We start from the raw sequence: 20720 nt of genomic DNA on the forward strand, positions 1-20720 counted from the left end.
CTGGCCCCGCTGGCAGCCGGACAGCCGGATCGCTACGCCGCCCTCGCGGCGGTGCTGGCCGTGCTGGTCGGGGGCGTGTGCCTGGCCGCGGCGCTGGCCAGGCTCGGGGTGCTGGCCGATATGTTGTCCAAACCTGTACTGGTCGGGTACTTGGCAGGTATCGCGGGCACCATGATCGTGAGCCAGCTCGGTGCGGTGACCGGTGTCCCGATATCCGGCAACGACGTCGCGGCGCAAATGCGGTCGCTGGCGGCGCACCTCGGCGATTGGCATTGGCCCACCGTGTTGCTCGCCGCTGCCGTGCTGGCCACGCTGGTCGTACTGGCATGGCGCACTCCGCGGGTTCCGGGGCCGTTGCTCGCAGTCTTGGCGGCGACCGCGGTGGTGGCGGTCTTCGATTTCACCCGGTACGGGATCGAGGTTGCCGGGACGATCCCCGCGGATTTTCCGGCACTGCAGATCCCGCGGGTTTCCTCCGGCGATATTGCCGCGTTGCTGTTGCCCGCTGTCGGTATCGCGGTGGTCGGGTTCTCCGACACCATCCTCACCGCCCGCGCTTTCGCGGGCCGGCACCGGCGGCACGTGGATGCCAATATCGAACTCGGTGCGCTGGGCGCCACGAATCTGAGTGCCGGAGTCCTGCAGGGGTTCCCGGTGAGCTGCAGCGGTAGCCGGACCTCGATCATCGACGCCATGGTGGCCGCACACAGGTCCATTCGCTGGTCACCGTGTCGGTGGTGCTGGCGGCCACCACCGTCGTTGCGGTGCTGGCGCTGGGCGTGCTCTACGGGGTATTCGTCGCGGTCGCGCTGTCGGTGCTGGACCTGCTGCGGCGCATCGCCCGCGCCCACGATGCGATCCTGGGCTTCGTCCCGAACATGGCGGGGATGCACAATATCGACGACTACCCGCAGGCGCGCCCGTTGCCCGGGCTGGTGATCTACCGCTACGACGCGTCGCTGTGTTTCGCCAACGCCGAGGAGTTCCGGCAACGAGCGGCGGCCGCGGTGGACTCGTGGGCGCAGCGCAGCGGCACCCCGGTGCGCTGGTTCGTTCTCAACGTCGAAGCCAACGTCGAAGTCGATCTGACGGCGATGGACGCTGTCGAGCAACTCCATGACGAACTCAACCGCCGGGGCATCGTGTTCGCGCTGGCACGGGTGAAACAAGACCTCCGCGACGATCTGGACGCGTGTGGACTGACCGAACGGATCGGTCCCGGGCATCTCTATCCCACCTTGCCCACCGCGGTCGCCGCGTTCGAGGCCGACGGTCAGGGGCCACTCGGCCCGCCGGGGAGATGACTTTCTTCTCTGACCCCGCCCGGCTTCGGGCGCGAAGCTCTACCCAGAGCAAGGTGTCGGAAGAGGTGTTGGTGATGACCGAGCCCGGGCCGAACGCCCACATCCGGTGGGCTGTGTTCACCCGTAGTTGGGCACTGCGGCCGACCAACCCCAACGCGCTGATGCGGCCGTGCGATCGCCTCGAAACCACCATCCGGATCCTCGCGGTGCTGGCGGTGGCGGTGCTGATCCCGATCTCGGCAGCGATAGGAACCGGCGTCTACACCAGTGTCGCCGCACAGGTCGAACTCGAACAACGTAGCAGATCCCCCGTCGACGCCGTCATCGTCGGCGAACCGGGTCGAAGCGGTCTGCATGCCGCCGAAGCGACGGTGAGCTGGGAGCACAGCGGTCACCGCGGTGAGGCCGACGTCGCGGTGCCTCCCACGGCAGTGCCCGGCGACCGGGTCACGCTGTGGGTCGACAGCGAAGGCCGGCGCACCGGGCCACCACGCCACTCCAGTGCCGCGGCAACGACCGGGACCATGGTGGCGATGGCCGTTGTCGTCATGGCCGGCTTCGCCGCGTGGGGCGCTGCCGGTTCCGCGTCGTGGCTGTTGTCGCGGCGCCGTAACAGGCAGTGGGATCGGGAATGGCAGGCCCTCACCGGCACCACCGAAAACCTGCCCTGACACAGCCACGGGCGGACCCTGCTCCGAGGTCCTGACCATTTCGCCGCCCTGACGATTCCGCCACGGCCGGCCGTAGAAAGGAACCAACGCATGGCACGTCATGGTGATCCGCACAGCGCGAAAGATTCTGCCGTCCCGACGATTCTGGCAGCGGTCGACGGGTCGGCCAGCGGCTACCACGCCGTCGCGTGGGCGGGAGCGGAAGCGGCACTGCGGGGGTGTGCCCTGCACATCCTTACGTCGATGTCGGTCGCCGGGGGATTCGATCTCGATATAGTGCCGTCGCTGCCCGAGCAGCATGGCCGTCGCGAGGGGGATCAGATCGCGGGTGAAGCCGCCCGGATAGCGCGCACGACCTCGGGTGGCGCTACGGCGATCACGACGGAAGTGACGTTCGAACTCATCGCGTCGGCGTTGATCACACGGTCGCGGCAGATGCAGTTGCTGGTCGTCGGCAGCCGTGGAATGGGTGCATTCCAGCGGGGCATGCTCGGTTCGGTGAGCACCGCGGTCACGCACCACGCACACTGCCCGGTCGCGGTCATCCACACCACCTCCGCGCTCGACGCCGTCTCGGTCGGCAAACCGGTCGTGGTCGGCGTTGACGGCACCGCCAACAGCGACGCAGCGATAGCGCTGGCCTTCGACGAAGCCGCTCGCCGCAAAGTCGACCTATTGGCGGTGCACACCTGGAGTGATATCAGCGGCCTCGATCTCCCGGCCACGGACTGGGACCAGCCTGCCCGGGCGGTGCTGGCCGAAAGTCTGGCCGGCCATCAGGAGCAATATCCCGATGTCGAAGTCAGACGTGTGGTCACTCTCGACAGACCCGTGCGTGCCCTGCTGGACCAGTCCGAGTACGGCCAGCTGCTGGTCGTGGGCAGCCGCGGCCGGGGCGGGTTCAGCAGCATGATGCTCGGATCGACCAGTACTGCTCTGTTGCATGCCGTGGACATTCCGATGATCATCGACCGGGCCCCGCGCCCGGATTGATCCGCCGGAGCATCGAATGCCTGTGCATGCACGCTGCGCTCGGGCCGGGCGGCAGCTCCGCGCCACACAAGCGGCACAACCGCAACGGCGGCGAGCGCGGCACCCGCGCCACCCGTTTCCTCCGGTCCGCTGGTGACCGCGCAGTCGATGAGGTGGTGGTGGCGCTGGTTCCGCTACGTCACCGCTGGTGAGCTGCTTGGGTTTCTGGTACCCGCGGTGGTTGGTGCCTCGATCCGTGATGCCCGCCCGTTCCTCGCCGCCCTCTTGCTGGTGGTCGCCGGAATCGGTGAGGGAGCGATCCTCGGATCGATCCAGGCATGGGTGCTCCGGGAGGCTGTTTCCGGCATGCCGGCCCGGCAGTGGGTTGTGGCCACCATGGCCGGTGCCGGTTTGGCGTGGTCGGTCGGCGCGGTACTCGTGGCCTCCGAGGGGTTACAGGGGTGGCCGGTACCGGCGGTCGTGCTCACGGTAGCAGTGGGAGCGCCGGTGATGCTGGGCTCCCTCGGCGTCGCGCAGTGGTGGGTGTTGCGCTCATTGATCGCCGGCACCGGCTCGTGGGTGTGGGTTACCGCGGCGGCGTGGATGCTCGGCCTCACAGCGTTCGCGCTCGTCAGCACACCGCTGTGGCAGCCCGGGCAGTCCACTGCGGCTGTCGTGTCGATCGCGGTGCTGGCAGGGCTGGTCATGTCGTCGGTGATGGCCGGGATCACCGGGGCGTGGCTGGTTCATCTGCTCAACGGTCGACACTGCACCGCTGGGGGTGGAGGCCGAAGGTCCGTCGAGCGCGGGGCTTGATGCCCTGTGGGCGTGGTAGCTGACCGTGTTTCGATTTCCGCTGTGGTGGTAGGCACTCGGGTAGGAGGCAGCGTGGAAGAGGTGGACAAGCGCGTGCCGCGTCGCGATCGCCCGGATGCCGGGCGGCTCACGGTCGAGTTGTCGCGCGAGGAGGCGATGGCACTTCTGGCCAGTGCACCGTTCGGCCGGATCGTGTTCACCAGCAGTGCTTTACCGGCGGTGCGTCCAGTGAACCATCTCGTTGTCCCAGGTGGTTCGGTGCTCGTGCGCACCAGCTTGCTGCCGGGTCTTTCCGTCCTGCGGCCCACCGGTTCGGTGATCGTTGCCTACCAAGCTGACGCGATCGATCCGCAGCAGTGGCTGGGATGGTCGGTGGTGGTCACCGGCCCCGCGCGTGCGGTGACCGCACCGGATGCGCTGGCCGACTATGAACACAGTCTCGATACGTTCTTCGACAGCGGAAACAGTCCAGTCATCGTTATCGAACCCACGCTGGTGGCCGGAATCAGGCTGGTAGAGCGGCCGCAGGTCAGCGCCGGGTAGCTGCGCGCGCTGCCTCGCGTGAATCGGGCAGCCGATCCGGCTGTGCATGGTGGACTCGTTCTTTGATGCCGAGCAGCATCTTGCGCTCCATGACCCAGCTACCGGGTTCGACCACGCAGGCGAACCACAGGCGCTGCAGTGCAGCCCGCCGCGAGACAACGATGCGGTTGCGGCTCACCAGGCGGGAGCCATCGCCGGTGGGGTAGAGGCATAACGCCCATACCCAGGTGCGGTCATCGTCGGCGAAGACCAGCGCGTGTGGCCGGGACAGGATTTGCACACCCATGCTCGGCCCGGAGGAGCCCAGCGAGAGGGTGTCGCCGACGGCCAGGTTCTGCCACTCGGGCCGTATCTCGTCGGCGCTGTGCATATCCAGGCCCGCCAGGTTCTCGATCCAGTCGTAGGTGTAGGCGCCGCCGCGGCCGGGCCCGATCTGCACCAGCCACGGCCAGACCGCGTCGGGCGGGGCATGGATGGTCACCGCCCGGGTGGCAGTGAGGTCGGGTTCAGGTTGCAGCTCATCACCGGGCATGTTCCGGGAGATCTCCTCGGGGGTCGCGCCCCAGGTCAGCAAGCGTGGCCGCAGCCACACGCGGTATCCGACGGCCAAGCCCCCGAGCGCAATCGCACAGGCCGTGCCGGCCTTCTCCCGCAGTACTCCCACGTCCAGCGCCTCTCTTTCAGGGGCATGGCGAACAAGGCGACGCCGCGTCCGAACTCCTGTCCCGGTGCGCGGCGTCCAGCAGCTGCTCGCCTGCGCCGTGACCGCCGGGGTGTCAGTCGCGGGAACGTGCGACGATCACCGGTACTTCGCTGCGGTGTACCACGGCCCGGCTGACCGACCCCAGCGTCATTCCAGCGAATCCTCCCCGACCGCGCCGGCCGACCACCACCAGCTGCGCCTTGTCGGCCTCCTGCAGCAGACGCCGGGCCGGTCGGTCTTCGACCACCACGCGGACCACGTCGACGTCGGGGTATCGCTCGGTACAGCCGGCGAGGCTCTCGGACTGGATCGCACGGGCCTGCTCAGCCATCTCGTCGCGAGAGATGTAGCGGAAGAACTCCGACCACACCGTCACGGCAACCACACCGACACCGCGACGCGAGGCCTCGTCGAAAGCGATATCGATGGCCAGGGCTCCCTCCTCGGACCCGTCCACGCCCACGACAACAGGCCGCCCGGCTCGTTCGGCCACGTCGGCGCCGTCGGCTTCGGGAATCACCGCGACCGGGCAATGGGCATGACGAACCAGAGCGCTGCTCACCGAACCGAGCAAGGTACGGCCCACCGCGCCGTAGCCGTGAGTACCCACCACCATCATCAACGCACCTTTGGAACGGTCGATCAGCACCGGGACCGGCGGCGGATCGGCGACCACGGTCTCGACCTCGAGCTCGTCGGGACGGGTCACCGTCTCCCGGGCATTCTTCTCGGCGGTGCGCAGCAAGGCTTCGCCGTCGACACGCATGGCCTGATTATCAACGATGACGCTGATCCCCGGGCCGTAGTCGATCGGGGCGCCGACTGCATAGACCAGTCGCAGCGGCGCGCGGCGCGACTCGGCGGCCTGGGCGGCCCAGAGCAGTGCCGCCATCGACGGCGATGATCCGTCGATTCCGACGACGATGGCAGGCTGGGAATGTGCGGTCATGGTAGGCCTTCCGCTCGGTGTCGGCTGAAAAGGGAGCCGACGGTGGTCCTGACGCTCGGCCGCGTCGCCCCGGGCACGGGGTTCGGGTCGATTACCCTCACCGTAGGGGTGGTGGTGGCGCTCTTCTGCTGCCGTTTGTCACGAATCCGTGGGTCGAAAGTTGCTCGGGCGCCGAAGAACAGGCGCGGGGGCCGATCGACAGTCCATCGTGGAAGAACAAAGGGACCGACGGAGACCGCTGAACGGTCCGGTTGTAGGTAAAGCCGCAGTACAGACGGGAAGGCGACGAAAGGATCGAACGTGTCGATGCGAGCATGGCGGCTGGACTCGCCGGCCGATATCCGGCAGCAGCCGCTGCGCATGAGCGTTGAACCGATGCCGGTACCGGCCGAAGGGCAATTGCTGGTCCGGGTCCTGGCCTGCGGGGTGTGCCGGACCGATCTGCACCTGGTGGAGGGGGATCTGCCCGTCCACCGCCGGCATGTGGTCCCCGGCCACGAGGTCGTCGCAGAAGTCGTTTCCGCGGATACCAGCCCCGCGCACGCCTTCGTGTCCGGACAGAAAATCGGGGTGCCGTGGCTGCGCTACACCTGCGGCGAGTGCCGCTACTGCCGGCGTGGCGCGGAGAACCTGTGCCCGCGCTCGCGATACACCGGCTGGGACGCCGACGGCGGCTACGCGGAGTTCACCACCGTTCCTGCGGAGTTCGCGCTGCCGCTGCCCGCGGGCTACGACAACGAACATCTCGCACCACTGCTGTGTGCGGGGGTGATCGGCTACCACGCGCTGCAGCGCGCGGAACTGCCCGACGGCGGGGTGCTGGGAATCTACGGGTTCGGCGGCAGCGCCCATATCACCGTCCAGATCGCGGTGGCCCGAGGCGCCCGCGTGCACGTGATGACCAGAGGCGCGGCTGCACGTGCCCTGGCGCTGTCGCTCGGCGCCGCGTCGGCCGTCGATGCCGCTCAGCCGCCGCCGGAGCCACTGGATTCGGCGATTCTGTTCGCCCCGGCCGGTGAACTGGTGTTACCGGCGCTGGAAGCGCTCGACGCCGGCGGGACGCTGGCCGTCGCCGGCATCCATCTCAGCGATATACCGCCATTGAACTATCAACGCCACTTGTTCTGGGAACGCCAGATACGCAGTGTCACCTCCAACACCCGCGCCTCGGCGCGGGAGTTTCTGGAAGTGGCCGGCCGGCAGCGGCTGCAGGTCACCACGCACCATTACCCACTCGACCACGCCGACTGGGCGTTGAGCGACCTCGCCGCCGGCGCCTACGACGGCGCGGCGGTCCTGATTCCCTGACCGGGATTACCGAAGACCTGCCACTGAGTACCTAGGTCCCTGCCGCGCGGGCCCCGGGGGTGGCGAGGATGGAACTCACCACCGAAAACGCGACGTCAGGAGGCAGCAATGACCACAGCAGGGGCCGTGATGCACGACGATGTGGCCCATATCGGGGTACGCGACACACTCGACACCGCGGCACAGCAGATGCGTCAACGCGGCGTCGGTGCCCTGCCGATCTGCGACGGCGAAGGCCACGCGGTCGGTATCGTCACCGACCGCGACATCGTCGTGAAATGCCTCGCGCAGGGCCACAATCCCGCCACCGCCACCGCCGGTGAATACGCCCAGGGCGACGAGCTGCACACCGTGGAATCCGACGCCGATATCAGCGACGCTGTGGCAGTGATGGAGCAGTACCAGGTGCGCCGGCTACCGGTCACCGAGCACGGCCGGTTGGTGGGCATCATCACCGAAGCCGACCTCGCCCGGAGCCTGCCCGAAAAAGCTGTCGGCGAATTCGTCGAAGCGATCTGTGAACAGAAACTACCCGCACAGACCGAGCCATCCACACCGTAACAACTCAGCTCTCAGGGTTGTGACGACGGTGGCGGGACAAACCCCGGCGGCCACCGTGTTTTGTCGTCGTAGATGACGCCGGTGAGATTCGCATCGCCCAGGAACGCGTCGGTGAGGTCGGCCCCGTACAGGAGCGCGCCCGACAAGTCTGCCGCGCGCAGGTATGTGCCGGTGAGGTTTGCGTTGAGCAGGATCGCGCCGCGGAAGTCCGCACTGTCGAGGACCGTGTCGGTGAAATCCGTATGGGACAGGGCCGTGCCGCTGAAGTCCGCACCGCCCAGGCCGCCGCGGCTGAGGTTCGAGCCGGCCAGTATCGCGCCGCTGAAGTCCGGGCTGGGCAGGAACAGGTCGTTGAGACAGGTCGCTCCGAGATCGATGTTTGAGGTGTCGGGTAGCGCGGTGTACTTCGTGATGACCTCCAGTGCAGCCTGAATATCGACTGGGGCCGGTACTTTGAGCGCGCAGGAGCCGTGCGGGGTTTCCGTGCGCACGAACGCTTCGAGCAGTCTGCGGAGAGCGGCGCGGTCGTCGGCGGAATCCTGAGCGAGGCGTTCGATGAGGTAGATGCCGCCGAGGCGGACACTTTCCTTGTCGGAATCGAGTTGTTCTGTCGCTGATTTGATCTGTTCGGATTGCGCGGTCCGCCGCGCCAACTCGAGTTGGTCGTTGGTGGCGTTGAGAGTGCTGTTGGAGTAATAGAGCGCTCCCACAGCGGCGAATGAGGCTATCAACGTGCCGAAGGCGGTCACTATCGTGGCGACCTTCGACCACGTCTTCCCCGAATCCTGCGACCCGACCGCTGTCGGTTGCGGCGACGGAGTCGATGCCATGTCCGAGGGCTCGACGTCGGGCGGTGCTGCAGCCTCTGCAGTGGGCGTCTGTCCGTCAGGAGTCGAGACCGCCGCCCCGTGTCCTCTGCCGTCCGAACTCGAAGGTGGTGCCTCTCCCGGGCCATCTGCCGATTGCTGCCTGCCACCCGCCGTCACAACACGCATTATCGGGCCAAACCCACACGGTCACAACCGATCACGTATCTTCTGCGAGCCTACAGTGAGTCGGCTGTAACAGTGTGAGCGGCCCGAACTCGACTGCCCTGGCGGACGACCTCAGCGCCGAGCCCACTTGCTTGCCGAGATATCCCACAGTGCCTCGAAGAACTCGAGCCGGTACCGGTGCCGGAGCCGCGATCCACGGCGTCGGATCGTGCCGAGATGAGGATCTCGCGGTTCGACCGACGTCAACGATCATCGAGGGCCGTCAGAGTTGGGCGATCGACGACCACTCGGTGACAGTGGTAGCGGACGAGCTGCAACGCTGTGATTCTGTGCCGGCGGTGGGCTCGTCGGTGAGAGCGTCCCATACCAGGTGAGCGGTCGACACCGCGGTATCCAGCGGTGTGCCTGTGTCGATGTCGACTGCTTCCGGCCACGGGTCCGCCGCGCCGGCCAGGGCGGCGGCAATGCGTGGTGTGGCCTCGGAGATGTCGTGTCGGCGGCGGCGGATGCGGTCGGCGGCCACGGGTGCCGGGCACACGCAGCGCAGCGTCGCGAAACGGGCACCGGTCCGGTGTGCGAGGGCATGAGCGCGGCTTCGTTCGGTGGCGTCGCCCCAGCTCGCATCGAGGATCACCGATCGACCCGAATCCAGCAGTGTCCGGGCGCGGTTCAACAGTTCGGTGTAGACACGCTGCTTGTTGCCGGGAGAGTAGGCCCCGTGGCCGTAGGTGCCGCTTTCCCCGACGATGTCGCCGCCGGCGCGCAATTCGGCACGTACCGTGTCGCTGGAGAGCACCTCGGCGCCGGTTCGTTGTGCCAGTCCGGCGGCGACGCTGGTTTTGCCGGTTCCGGGTAGTCCGCCGACGAGGACCAGTCGCACTGCCGATGCCCGCAGGTGCTCGACGGCGATCTGCAGGTGCCGGTGTGCGCGGTCACTGCCTTCTGCGTCGCCTTGGCCGGCGCGGATGGCGTCGACTTTCGCGCGCACCAGCGCACGGTAGGCGATGTAGTGATCGGCCAGCGAGGCCGGGGCGGTGTCTGCGGTGCGGCGCTGATAGGTGCGTATCAGGTCGATCGCGTGGTCGGGGTGGCCGAGGAACTGCAGGTCCATGGCGAGGAAGGCGATGTCGTCGAGGCAGTCCACGAACCGCAGATCGTCGTCGAAGTCCAGGCAGTCGAGAATGCGGAATCCGTCGGGGAGTTCGAAGATGTCTTCGGCGAGCAGGTCGCCGTGTCCGTCGATGATTCGTTGCCCGGCGATGCGGTCGTCGAACAGCTGCCGGCGGCCGGTCAGGTAGTGCCGGGCCAGTGTGTCGATGGTGTCGAGCAGTGCGGGGTCGATGATTTCGGGTGGCTGGTGGCGCATGCTTGTCAGCAGGTCGGTCCACCGGCCCTGGACCGCGTCGGCGGTGCCGGCGCGGTCGATCTCGGGTCCTCGCCGGGCGGTGGTGTGGAAGTCCACGAGCACCTCGATCAGGGGTGTGAGGTCGACGGGCTCGCCGGCCGGTTCGCTGAGCCGATGCGATAACCGGGTGTGTTCGGGGAGGCGGCGCATGACGATCACCGGCTCGTCCGCCGCTGCGTCGGGGTGGGTGAAATGGCCGAGTCCGAGGTAGATGTCGGGAGCGAGGCGCCGGTTCAGTTCGATCTCGCGGGTGCAGGCCCGTTCCCGCTGTTGCGGGGTGGCGAAGTCGAGGAAGTCGGTGGTGATCGGTTTTTTGGCCTTGTACACCCGGTCCCCGCAGAGGAGCACGATCCCGGTGTGTGTTTCCCGCAGTTCGACCGCTGGGTCCATCCTGGGTCCTGTCTGTTGGGTGTATCTCCGGGCCGGGCAGAGGACTGCCGCTCATCCGGCGGTCGCGCGGGCGTGCTCGAGCAGTAGCCGTCGTTCGGCGGTATCGATGGCGCGGCGTGCGGCCGGGACGGCATCAGTGGTGACCGATATCGAGGTGATGCCCATCCGGATCAGGTGTTCGGCGAAGTCGGGGTTTCTCGACGGTGCCTGCCCGCACAACGAGGAGGTGATCCCCGATTTGCGTGCGGTGGAGACGATGGTGGAGATCGCGTCGAGCACTGCGGGGTCGGATTCGTCGAACAACGGCGCGCACTCGGTGGAGTCGCGGTCGACTCCCAGGGTGAGTTGGGTGAGGTCGTTGCTGCCGATCGAGACCCCGTCGATGCCCAGGCCGGCGTATTCGGGCAGCCAGTAGGTGATCGACGGCACTTCGGCCATGACCCAGCGGTGCATTCCGCGCTGATGGCGCAGCGGGCCGGAATCGATGAGGTCCAGGCATGCTTCCAGTTCCCAGCGGGTGCGCACGAACGGGAGCATCAGGTGCAGGTTCGGGGTTCGTTGCCGGACCTCGGCCAAGGCGGTCATCTCGAGCTGGAACACTTCCGGTTCCTGGGTGTATCGGTAGCAGCCGCGATAGCCGATCATCGGGTTGTGTTCCAGCGGCTCGTAGCTGGCCCCGCCTTCGAGGTCGCGGAATTCGTTGCTGCGGAAATCGGTGGCGCGGTAGATCACCGGCCGCGGAGCGAACGCGGCGGTGATGTGGGTGAGTGCGTCGACCATGCGGTCGAGGAACACGCGTTGTTCACCGCGGGCGATCACTTCACGGGGGTGCCGGTTGTCGAGTGCGCGGGTCAACAGCATCTCGGCGCGCAGCAGCCCGACTCCGTCGGTGTCGGCGGCGGCGGCGCGTTGCGCGGCTTCGGGTAGTGCGAGGTTGACATACAGTTTGGTGGCCGTAGCGGGCGCGGCTGCGGCGGCACCACCGGTGCGGGGTTCGCTGGCAACCGCCGGGTGGGGCTGCGCGCCGGCGCGGACTTCACCTGTTGAGCCGTCGACGGTGACGGTGTCTCCGTCGGTGAGCGTGGTGGTCGCCGTGCGGGCGCCGACGATGCAGGGAACACCGAGCTCTCGGGCGACGATCGCGGCGTGGCAGGTCATTCCGCCGCTGTCGGTCACCACGGCGGCGGCGCGGCTGATGGTGGGCAGCCAGTCCGGGTTGGTCATGGGCGCGACCAGGATCTCGCCGTGCGCGAGCGCCGTCCCTTGTTCCGGCGCGGACAGTACGCGCACGGTCCCGTCGGCGGTGCCGGGTGCGGCGGCCAAACCGCGGACGAGCACTGTCGCCGGCGGGGGAGCGGCCGGGGCGGGGTGGGGTTCGGGCAGTGTGGTGACGGGCCGTGCTTGGACCAGCCACAATGCGTCCTCGTTGTAGACCCATTCGACGTCTTGTGGGTGGTCGCCGTGATGGTGGTGTACGGCCAGGGCCAGCTTGGCCACCTCGATGGCTTCGGGTTCGGTCAGCGCCGGCGCTGCTTTGTCTTCCTCGCTGAGTTCGATGCGGCGGTCTCCGCCGGGTCCGGCGACGATGGCGAAATCCTGGTGTCCGGGCCGGTGTTCGAGTAGGCGGGGGCCGTCGGTATCGAGGAGGTAGGTGTCGGGTTGGGTGGCGCCGGAGACCACGACCTCTCCTTGGCCGCGGGCTGCGTCGATGACGATGCGGTCCCGGCGTCCGGTGGCGGGGTCGGCGGTGAAGGCGACACCGGCGCGGCGTGCCTGCACCATCTTTTGCACGACCACAGCCATGGCCGGTGTGGCCTGCATGTCGCGGCGGGCTCGATAGGTCAGCACCCGTGGGCTGAACAGCGAGGCCCAGCAGTCGAAGATTGCCTCGATGAGCTCGTTTTCGCCACGCACATTGGTGCGGGTGAGGTTCATGCCTGCGAACGAGGAGGTCGCACTGTCCTCGCCGACCGCTGAGGAACGCACCGCCACGTCGGCGCGGTCGCCGAGTAAACTGTAGGCGGCCGTGATCGCCGAGCGCGCTTCGGCGTCGAGAGTGCAGGCGTGCACGATGTCGCGCATGCGCTGGCACAGCACATCGACCCGGACAGGATCGGCCGCCGCGGCGGCGGAGAGCGCTTCGGCGTGCAGCGCTGCAAGTTTGGCGCCGTGGGCTCCTTGGGCAACGATCTGCTCGTAGCAGGAGCGCAGCACCACGAATCCCGGCGGGACCGGGAGGCTGGCGGCGACGAGTTCACCGAGGTTGGCGCCCTTGCCGCCGGCTTCGTCGGCGTCGGCCAGGCGCAGTTGATCGAACGCGGCGACGTAGGCGCCCATCATCGACTCCCTTGGTTGTCGGTGGCGGCGGCGGCGAATGTGCTGCTGAGCAGCTCTGCGGTGAGCAGCCGCCGTAAGGGGGCAGGTAGTTCGGCAAGGAGCCGGTCCAGTTGCCCGGTGGAGAACAGTCGGCTCAGTGCTTCGGTGACCGCGCGCAGCCATTGGTGTGCCGTGTTGATCGCTGGGGCCAGCGGATCATGGGGTAGCGGCATGGCCGGTCCTCTCGGGCTCGGCGGCAACCGTCGCCGGGGTCGGCGGGCGCCGCGGAGTCTGCCTGGGTACGGGTTCAGCGTGGCCGATATACCGGCCGCGGGGGCAGTGTCGTCGTGCCTGAGCCGCTGGGACCTTGGACCTTTCCGGTTGTGCTCTGGGGGTCGCCGCACCGGCTGTCTGTAGGCAGGATCGGCGGCGCCGGGAAGGGTGAAGCTGGTTGCGCTCAGTCGTCGGCGCGCACGACCTGTGGCCGGCGGGCATCGCGGTGGCCGGCCGATGCCGGAGCCTGTGTTGGGGTTGTGCGGCGGTGTGCGCGCACGGCTTTGTCGGCGGTGTCTGCGGCCAGCACGGCGGGGATGGCGGCGGCGGCCAGCAGCCAGCCCTGCCAGGTAGGGGCGGTGCCGCCGAGCAGCTGGGGCAGGGGAGGTACCCAGAGGAACACGGCGAGCAACACCACTTCGATGGTCACGGACCACAGCAGCAAGGGGTTGCCCCGCCAGCCGGTCGACCCCACCCACCGGGTTTCGCTGCGGCAGGCGAAGGCGTTGGTGAGCTGCCCGAGGACCACGGCGGTGAACAGGGTGCCCGAGGCCACGGCCACGAGCGTGGTGTCGGCCTCGAGGCCCCACCGCCAGCCGCCCGCAGACAACACGGTGAGGAAGGCGATCATCCCGATTCCGGCTTCCGTGGGGCCCAGCACCCCGAACGCGCGCCGCAGCAAGGACCGGTCGATCAGTTTCCCGACCCGGGACCGCCCGGACATGGTGCGCGGGTTCGGGGGCTCGGCGCCCAGCCCGAGGGCCGGGAGCATGTCGGTGCCGATATCGAGGGCCAGCACCTGCAAGACGGTGAATCCCAACGGGATCGAGCCGCCGGAGGCGGCCCACACCGCGAATGGTGCGAGTTCGGCGACGTTGTCGGTGAGGTGATAGGTCAAGAATCTGCGGATGTTGGCGAAGGTCGCGCGCCCGAGTTCGATGGCGGCGACGATGGTGCCGAAATGGTCGTCGAGCAGCACCAGGTCGGCGGCTTCGCGGGCGACATCGGTGCCGGAGGCGCCCATCGCGACCCCGATATCGGCGGTGCGCAGGGCGGGGCCGTCGTTGACGCCGTCGCCGGTCATCGCCACGATGTGGCCACGGCGTTGCAAAACGGCCGCGATCCGCAGTTTTTCCTCCGGTGCCACCCGCGCGACGACGACACCGTCGCGGTCGAGCAGCACGCCCAGTTCCTTGTCGTCGCGGGGCAGGTCCGCGCCGACCACGACGAAGCGGTCGGCCCCGAGCAGTCCGATCTCCTGGGCGAGGGCGGCGGCTGTGGCGGGGTGGTCACCGGTGATCATGGCGACCGAGATCCCGGCGCGCCGGCAGGAGGTCAGCGCCTCGGCGACCCCCGGCCGGGGTGGATCCTCCAGTGCGAGCAGGCCTAGCAGCGCCGGTTCCGCCGCCTCGGGGTCGGTGCGGGCGACCGCGATCACGCGCAGTCCTCGTTCGGCCATCCGCGAGAGCGCGGCCGTGGCGGCCGCGAGGTCGGTTCCGGGTCGGCGGGCGCACAGGTCGAGTACGGCTTCCGGGGCGCCGGTGATGTGGGTGCCGTCGATATCGGTGGCTGTGGCGCGACGCGTGTGGTTGTCGAACGGTTCGCGGTGCTGCGCCGGCGGTGGTGGTGCGGTGATCCCGGCGCGGGCCGCCAGCACATGGACGGCGACCTCGAGCGGGTCACCGAGAGGCAGCCACCGGCCGTGGGTGTGCTGAGCCCTCGCGTCCGGCGAGCAGCGTGCGGCCGAATCGGCGGCAGCGTGGGTCGCGGCCATCGCCGCGCCGGTGCCCTCGACACGCCCCTGCGGGTCGTAGCCGCTGCCCTCGACGGTGGTGGTCCCCGCTGGGGTCCACACCTCGACGACCTGCATCTGGTTCTGTGTCAGCGTCCCGGTCTTATCGGTACAGATGAAGGTTGTCGCACCCAGCGTCTCCACGGCTTCCAAGCGTTTGACCAGCGCATTGGACGACGCCATCCGTTGGGCAGCGCGCGCCAGGGACAGCGTTACCGTCGGCAGCAGTCCTTCCGGGACGAGCGCGACGGTCACCCCGATGGAAAACAGCAGACTCTGCGTGGCGTCTCCGCCCAGCAGCGTGAACACCAGGAAAGAGATCACGCCGACCGTGACCGCGATCATGGCCACCACCCGCACGACCCGATGTAACTGCCGGGCCAACGGGCTGGGCGGGCGTTTCGCGCTCTCGGTGGCGGCGGCCAGCCCCGCCAGCCGGGTCCGCGCGCCGGTCGCGCTGACCTCCGCGGTGCCGTGACCGGCCACCACATAGGTGCCGGCCATGATGGTTCGCCCGCGGCCCACCGATACCGGCGTGCTCTCACCGGACAGCATCGATTCGTCGATATGAAGGTTCTGCGCCCCGCAGACCAGCGCATCAGCGCACACCCGCGCCCCGGCCTCGAGCACCAGCAGATCGCCCACGACCAGGTCCCGAGATTCGACGGCGACGACGGCACCGTTTCGGCGCACTCGGGCCCGCACCGGCAACAGATCGCGCAGTCGTTCGGTCGCCCGGTCGGCACGGTATTCCTGGGCGAAGGCGAAGCCCGCGTTGAGACACACCACCACCGCGATGGCCACGGCCAGCACCGGCATCCCGGCCACCAGCGCCAGCGCTGCGGCCGCCCACAACATGAGAGCGAAGAAGTGGGTCAGCTGCGCAGCCAGCTCCCGCACCGGGCTCCGCCGTTGCGGGGCCGGCAGTTCGTTGGGCCCACCGGTGTGCAGCCGTGCGGCCGCCTCGGCTGTAGTCAAACCGGCCGGGATCTGTCCGGTCGGCTCACCGGCACCTGCGCCCCCACGGGGCAAGGCGTCCATGGGCGTGAGACTGCCCGCGTGCACCCTTGCCTGGGCAGAGTCGTCGGACCCTGCGCGCCGGGACCAACTACCCGCCCGGGCTTCGATCCTCGCGCTCTCGGACCCGGGGTCTGTTTCGCGAGGACTCGGTGGGACGAACGACACGGCCGAAGGTCACGAGTTGTGAGGACACGACCGGCTTCTGCCGGCCGGCGATATAGGCCGGTGGGCTCTGCCCGAGTCTGCCCGCCGACGGCCACTCTGAGAGAGAAACGATCGGCTCGGTCACCCGAGGAGAGGGATATGGTCGCCGCGAACCCCGATGTGCAGACAGTGCGCAAGGTTGTAGCCCGGGCGTGTCGCGCGCCGTCGCTGCACAACAGCCAACCGTGGCGGTGGACCTGGAACGGGGAATTTTTGCGGCTGTATGTCGATGATCGTCGGTTGCTGCCCTACACCGATGCGTTCAACCGGCAAGGGATCATCGCCTGCGGCGCCGCGCTCGACCATGCCCAGGTAGCAGGTGCGGCATTGGGGTGGGAAATGCAGGCGTCGGTGTTTCCCGACCCGCTGGACCGGACGCATGTGGCGTCGCTGTCGTTTCGTGGCCGCCATGCGCCCTTGGAGGCCGACGAGCTGCTCGGCGCCGCGATCGACACCCGCTACACCGATCGGCTGCCGTTCGCCCCGCCCTACGCGTGGATAGGCCTGGAGGTGGTGCTGCGGACACTGTGCCGCAACTTCGGCACCCACCTGCAGGTGCTGGACCGATCCCAGTACCGCGACCTGGACCGGATCTCGGATACAGCGGCCGCGTTACGCCGATCCGATCCGCGATATCAAGAAGAACTACATGGATGGGCCGGCGACACCTGGCGACCCTATGCCGGTATCCCTGTGTCTGCCCGGGCAACGGCCCAGGCCGCGGACAAGGTGGCGGCCGGCCGGATGTTCCCGCTCGGCGCTGCCGGTGCGGGCCCTGAACCCACGACCGAGGACCGCGCCACGATCGTGGTGCTCTCCAGCGACAACGACACCGTGGAATCGGTCCTTGCCTGTGGGCGGGCCTTGTCGCAGCTGCTGCTCGAATGCACGGTCGAGGCGATGGCGAGCTGCACGCTGACCCACGTCACCGAAACCCCGTCGGTGCGGGCAATGGTGAGCGACCTGCTGGGTCTGGACTATCCCCAAGTCCTGGTACGAATCGGGCAGGCCACCGCGCCCCCGCCGCCACCTACCCCGCGCCTGCCGCTGGAGTCGGTACTCGACACCGGCACCGAAAGCCCCGCCCCGGGGCAGGACCGGTCCTCGACCGCGGCGACCTGAGTCTCTGCCAGAGGTGACCGCTGTCCCTATACGCGAATGTCGTGGCGGCGTGGAATCGAACAGTGTCACCCGACAACCATCGACCAGGAGGAGTAATGAGCCTCATCCCTGCACACCGCCAACAGCATTCGTTACTGCCTGACTTCACCGACGTCTGGAACTCACTGGCTCCGGCCGCGGGCCTGGCATCGATGTTCGGCACCCACCTGTTACGCGTCGAGGACACCGTCGATGACGGCCATTACGTGGTCCGTGCCGAGATCCCGGGCGTGGACCCGGACAAGGACGTGGAGGTCTCCGTACGAGACGGCCAATTGACCATCAAGGCCGAACGCTCGGAAAAGCATGAGGAGAAAGGCCGGTCGGAATTCAGCTACGGCTCCTTCGTCCGCACCGTCACCCTGCCTCAGGGCGCAGACGAGGACGCGATCGAAGCCGGCTATGCGAAAGGCATCCTGACGGTGTCGGTGCCGGTCTCCGAACCGACCAGCGAAGCAAAGAAGGTCCAGGTGAAGCAGGGCGAGTAGGCGCGCCCGCCGCTCAGATGAACAGCCGGGAACCCGACACGAGCCAGCCCCGCGGTTCCCGGCATCCCCGGCGCGGGGCACCCAGGTGTTCAGGAGGCGATGGTGGCGCCCATTGTCACGGTGACGATGAATCCGACGATCGACCTGTCGACCTCCACCGGCCGTGTTACCGCGACGGGGAAGATGCGTTGTGCGCAGCCGCGAATGGATCCGGGCGGCGGCGGTATCAACGTCGCCCGAACGGTGCTCGCGCTCGGTGAGCAGGTGCTGGCGGTGCTGCCCGTCGGCGGCTCCACCGGAACAGTGTTGGAAGACCTGCTGGAAGGTGCCGCAGTACCGTGTCGAATCATTTCGATCGACGGGTCGACGCGGGAAAGCTTCTCGGTCACCGACAACGAATCCGGCCAGCAGTTCCGGTTCGTTCTGCCCGGCCCGACGTTGACCCCGCCCGAGTGGAGCCGCTGCCTGGACACCGCGATCGACGCCGCACGCTCTGCCCGGTACGTGGTGGCCAGCGGAAGCCTCCCGCCCGGTGTGCCCAGCAACTTCTATCAAGCGCTGGCCACCCGGGTGGCGCGGGCAGGCAGCCGGTTCATACTCGACACCTCCGGTGAGGCACTGCGACAGATGCGCCACGGCGCGTATCTGGTGAAGCCGAGCGCACGCGAACTCGCCCACTACGTCGGACACCCTCTCCCCGACAGGGACAGCCGGATCACCGCGGCACGGGAACTGATCACCGGTGGTGTCAGCGAGCTCGTGGTGGTATCGCTCGGTCCCGACGGCGCACTCGTGGTCGGCCGGGACCGGTGGGACACGGTACCGGCGACACCGGTCGCGGTCGCCAACGCCACCGGCGCCGGCGATGCGATGGTTGCGGGCCTGACCGTGGGGTTCGCCCGCGGGCTCGACACCATGGACGCGATGGAACTGGGGATCGCCGCAGCATCGGCCTCGCTGGTGACCCACGGCACCAACCCCGGCCCCCCCGACGTCATCGCCAACCTCCTCGATGCGCGCACCGCGACACCGGCACCGCTGTCGCGCAGCGCGGATTGACCACCGGCCGCCGTGCACGACAGCGACATCGACCGCCGCGGCATCCAAGGACAACCCATTTCGTAAAAGGAGTCTCAATGCGTTCCTCGGTCTTGTCGATATCCGCCGCGACCGCCACCGCCGGCGCCGCAGCGGCGCTGCTGCTGCGAAGGCGCATGCTGCGCTGGGGCGCGACCGACGACGAGTTGGCGGCAACCTATCCCGGCGACGATCTGATCAACCGCCCCTGTTCACGGTCGACCATGGCGACGACCCTTCCCGGGCCGCCCGCCGCGGTCTGGCCATGGTTGGTGCAGATGGGCGCGGACCGAGCCGGCTGGTACAGCTGGGACCAGCTGGACAACGACGGCCGGGCCAGCGCCTCCGAGATCATCGAACAGTGGCAGGATCTGCGTCCCGGTGATCGGGTCTATGCAACCGTCGACGGCACCGTCTACTTCACCGTCGCTCTGGCCGAGTATCCCTCGACATTGGTGCTGCGCAGTGATTACGCACTGCCCAGCGGTCGGCCGCTGGACCCGGCCGAACCCGACCCACGCGCCTTCGCCCGCGGAGTGTGGGGCTTTCACCTGCGCGAACTGCCCGGAAACGAGACCCGGCTGGTTGTGCGCACCGTCGGCCGGGACGGGCCCCGTGCCGTTACCGCGGTGTTCGACTGGTTGTTCGGGGAACCCGCTCACTTGATCATGCAGGCACGTCAGTTCCACAACCTGGCGCAGCGGGTCCGAACCACCGCAGGCAGCGCCGAGCCCGCAGTGCCGGCCACGGCCGTGACAACCCGGCCCGAGCAGATCGCGGATCGTGCCGCGCCGATACCCCACTGAGTCCCATGGTCCTCAATGCAGGCCAGGATTGCGCCGTCCACCGTCCTGCCCACGCGCCACACAGCGAGGGCCGCGCAGAACAACGGAAAGCCGGCGGGGTCGTAGGAACGGCGAAGAAGTGACTTTCGCCCGTGTCCACACAGTCGTGCGCGGGACGAGGCTTGGAACTGCAATGGTCCCTGCGAGGGAGGTAGCCGACATGGATACGTTCTCGGGTCGCAGTGCAATCGTCACCGGCGGCGCACGCGGTATCGGCGCTGCCGTGGTCCGGTCACTCGCCAAGGAAGATCTCGGTGTCGTGGCCGCCGACATCCTCGAGCAGGAGGGCAGCGAACTCGCCGACCGGATGGGCGAGGCTGCGATCTTCCGCAAACTCGATGTCACCGACGAGACGCAGTGGCGGCAGGTGCTCAGCGACGCCGAGGCCACCTACGGTCCCCTGGCAGTATTGATCAACAATGCCGGCATCGTCGATTTCGCCGGTGTGGAGGCCGAGTCGCCCGCCATGTTCCGACATGTCGTGGATGTCAATCTCTACGGTTCGTGGCTGGGTATGCACGTGTGTGCGCCCGCGATACGCGCCGCCGGGGGCGGGGTGATCGTCAATATCTCCTCGACCGCCGGTCTCATCGGATACGCGGGAGTCGGCGGCTACGTGGCCAGCAAGTGGGGGCTGCGCGGGCTCACCAAAGCCGCGGCGCTCGAACTCGGACCCGGCGGTGTGCGGGTGTGCTCGGTGCACCCCGGACCGATCCACACCCCGATGACCGCCGCGCTGCCCGAATCCACCGCCGCCCATCAACCGCTGCCCCGTTTCGGCGAACCCGACGAGGTCGCGGCCATGGTGCGGTTCCTGGTCACCGAGGCAACGTTTTCCACCGGCTCGGAATTCGTCTGCGACGGCGGCGCCACGGCCGGCCAGACACTGGATCTGGCCGACGTCTCCTGAACCCGACCCCGCCCGAG

General features: G+C 68.3%; 18 protein-coding genes and 1 pseudogene. 12 read left to right on the plus strand and 7 right to left on the minus strand.

Translation table 11 applies throughout. The features are described 5' to 3' along the window. The 5 genes and pseudogenes from ON22_RS35905 to ON22_RS22835 all read left to right on the plus strand — a co-directional run. A pseudogene (locus ON22_RS35905) lies at positions 1–1304 on the plus strand (SulP family inorganic anion transporter); the annotation flags it as partial. Positions 1305–1378: 74 nt separating this feature from the next. After that, positions 1379–1975, plus strand: coding sequence for an Rv1733c family protein (locus tag ON22_RS34865; RefSeq protein WP_051157967.1), 597 nt, complete (start codon positions 1379–1381; stop codon positions 1973–1975). A gap of 90 nt (positions 1976–2065) precedes the next feature. Continuing rightward, positions 2066–2968, plus strand: coding sequence for a universal stress protein (locus ON22_RS22825; protein WP_051157968.1), 903 nt, complete (start codon positions 2066–2068; stop codon positions 2966–2968). A gap of 132 nt (positions 2969–3100) precedes the next feature. Then, positions 3101–3763 (plus strand): hypothetical protein, encoded by a 663-nt coding sequence (locus ON22_RS22830; RefSeq protein WP_156052242.1) that lies wholly within the window; start codon positions 3101–3103, stop codon positions 3761–3763. Between the two features lie 72 nt (positions 3764–3835). Further along, complete coding sequence (locus tag ON22_RS22835) at positions 3836–4306, plus strand: pyridoxamine 5'-phosphate oxidase family protein (protein WP_255218553.1); 471 nt, start codon at positions 3836–3838, stop codon at positions 4304–4306. On the opposite strand, the gene ON22_RS22840 is transcribed toward ON22_RS22835, so the two are convergent. Next, positions 4293–4970, minus strand: coding sequence for an SRPBCC family protein (locus ON22_RS22840; protein ID WP_174375619.1), 678 nt, complete (start codon positions 4968–4970; stop codon positions 4293–4295). The two genes, ON22_RS22835 and ON22_RS22840, sit on opposite strands and share 14 nt — an antisense overlap. Positions 4971–5082: 112 nt before the next feature. Continuing rightward, on the minus strand, positions 5083–5958 hold the full coding sequence (locus ON22_RS22845; RefSeq protein ID WP_033242929.1) for a universal stress protein: 876 nt from the start codon (positions 5956–5958) through the stop codon (positions 5083–5085). 306 nt (positions 5959–6264) lie between these two features. Here ON22_RS22845 and ON22_RS22850 point away from each other — a divergent pair, with 306 nt between their 5' ends. Continuing rightward, a complete protein-coding gene (locus ON22_RS22850; RefSeq protein WP_033243144.1) occupies positions 6265–7266 on the plus strand; it encodes a zinc-binding alcohol dehydrogenase family protein in 1002 nt (333 codons plus the stop codon). A gap of 108 nt (positions 7267–7374) precedes the next feature. Continuing rightward, complete coding sequence (locus ON22_RS22855; protein ID WP_033242928.1) at positions 7375–7827, plus strand: CBS domain-containing protein; 453 nt, start codon at positions 7375–7377, stop codon at positions 7825–7827. Between the two features lie 11 nt (positions 7828–7838). Here ON22_RS22855 and ON22_RS22860 read toward each other — a convergent pair whose 3' ends face one another. The 5 genes from ON22_RS22860 to ON22_RS22880 all read right to left on the minus strand — a co-directional run bounded on the left by ON22_RS22860 (position 7839) and on the right by ON22_RS22880 (position 16039). Beyond that, the gene (locus tag ON22_RS22860; RefSeq protein WP_157170430.1) at positions 7839–8813 is read right to left on the minus strand and encodes a pentapeptide repeat-containing protein; all 975 of its coding nucleotides are present in this window, start codon (positions 8811–8813) and stop codon (positions 7839–7841) included. A gap of 271 nt (positions 8814–9084) precedes the next feature. Then, positions 9085–10617: a bifunctional aminoglycoside phosphotransferase/ATP-binding protein gene (locus tag ON22_RS22865; protein ID WP_063820642.1), complete on the minus strand. Its 1533-nt coding sequence runs from the start codon at positions 10615–10617 to the stop codon at positions 9085–9087. A 51-nt stretch (positions 10618–10668) separates the two neighbouring features. Beyond that, the gene (gene ppsA, locus ON22_RS22870) at positions 10669–12954 is read right to left on the minus strand and encodes a phosphoenolpyruvate synthase (RefSeq protein ID WP_086007789.1); all 2286 of its coding nucleotides are present in this window, start codon (positions 12952–12954) and stop codon (positions 10669–10671) included. After that, positions 12954–13166 (minus strand): DUF2267 domain-containing protein, encoded by a 213-nt coding sequence (locus ON22_RS22875; RefSeq protein WP_033242925.1) that lies wholly within the window; start codon positions 13164–13166, stop codon positions 12954–12956. Before ON22_RS22875 ends, ppsA begins: the two co-directional genes overlap by 1 nt. A 224-nt stretch (positions 13167–13390) precedes the next feature. Further along, positions 13391–16039: a cation-translocating P-type ATPase gene (locus ON22_RS22880; RefSeq protein ID WP_051157985.1), complete on the minus strand. Its 2649-nt coding sequence runs from the start codon at positions 16037–16039 to the stop codon at positions 13391–13393. A 282-nt stretch (positions 16040–16321) separates the two neighbouring features. On the opposite strand from ON22_RS22880, the gene ON22_RS22885 reads away from it, so the two are divergent. The 5 genes from ON22_RS22885 to ON22_RS22905 all read left to right on the plus strand — a co-directional run bounded on the left by ON22_RS22885 (position 16322) and on the right by ON22_RS22905 (position 20703). Beyond that, positions 16322–17344 (plus strand): Acg family FMN-binding oxidoreductase, encoded by a 1023-nt coding sequence (locus ON22_RS22885; protein ID WP_051157970.1) that lies wholly within the window; start codon positions 16322–16324, stop codon positions 17342–17344. Positions 17345–17439: 95 nt separating this feature from the next. After that, the gene (locus ON22_RS22890; protein ID WP_033242924.1) at positions 17440–17871 is read left to right on the plus strand and encodes an Hsp20/alpha crystallin family protein; all 432 of its coding nucleotides are present in this window, start codon (positions 17440–17442) and stop codon (positions 17869–17871) included. 99 nt (positions 17872–17970) lie between these two features. Next, positions 17971–18930 (plus strand): 1-phosphofructokinase family hexose kinase, encoded by a 960-nt coding sequence (locus ON22_RS22895; protein WP_231508323.1) that lies wholly within the window; start codon positions 17971–17973, stop codon positions 18928–18930. Between the two features lie 77 nt (positions 18931–19007). Continuing rightward, positions 19008–19754 carry a hypothetical protein gene (locus ON22_RS22900; protein ID WP_063820643.1) on the plus strand — a complete coding sequence of 249 codons (747 nt, stop codon included), beginning with the start codon at positions 19008–19010 and terminating at the stop codon, positions 19752–19754. 199 nt (positions 19755–19953) lie between these two features. Further along, on the plus strand, positions 19954–20703 hold the full coding sequence (locus tag ON22_RS22905) for an SDR family oxidoreductase (RefSeq protein WP_033242923.1): 750 nt from the start codon (positions 19954–19956) through the stop codon (positions 20701–20703). The last annotated feature ends 17 nt before the right edge of the window (positions 20704–20720 follow it).

The sequence above is a fragment of the Nocardia carnea NBRC 14403 genome, assembly GCF_000308515.1.
Classification (GTDB): domain Bacteria; phylum Actinomycetota; class Actinomycetes; order Mycobacteriales; family Mycobacteriaceae; genus Nocardia; species Nocardia carnea.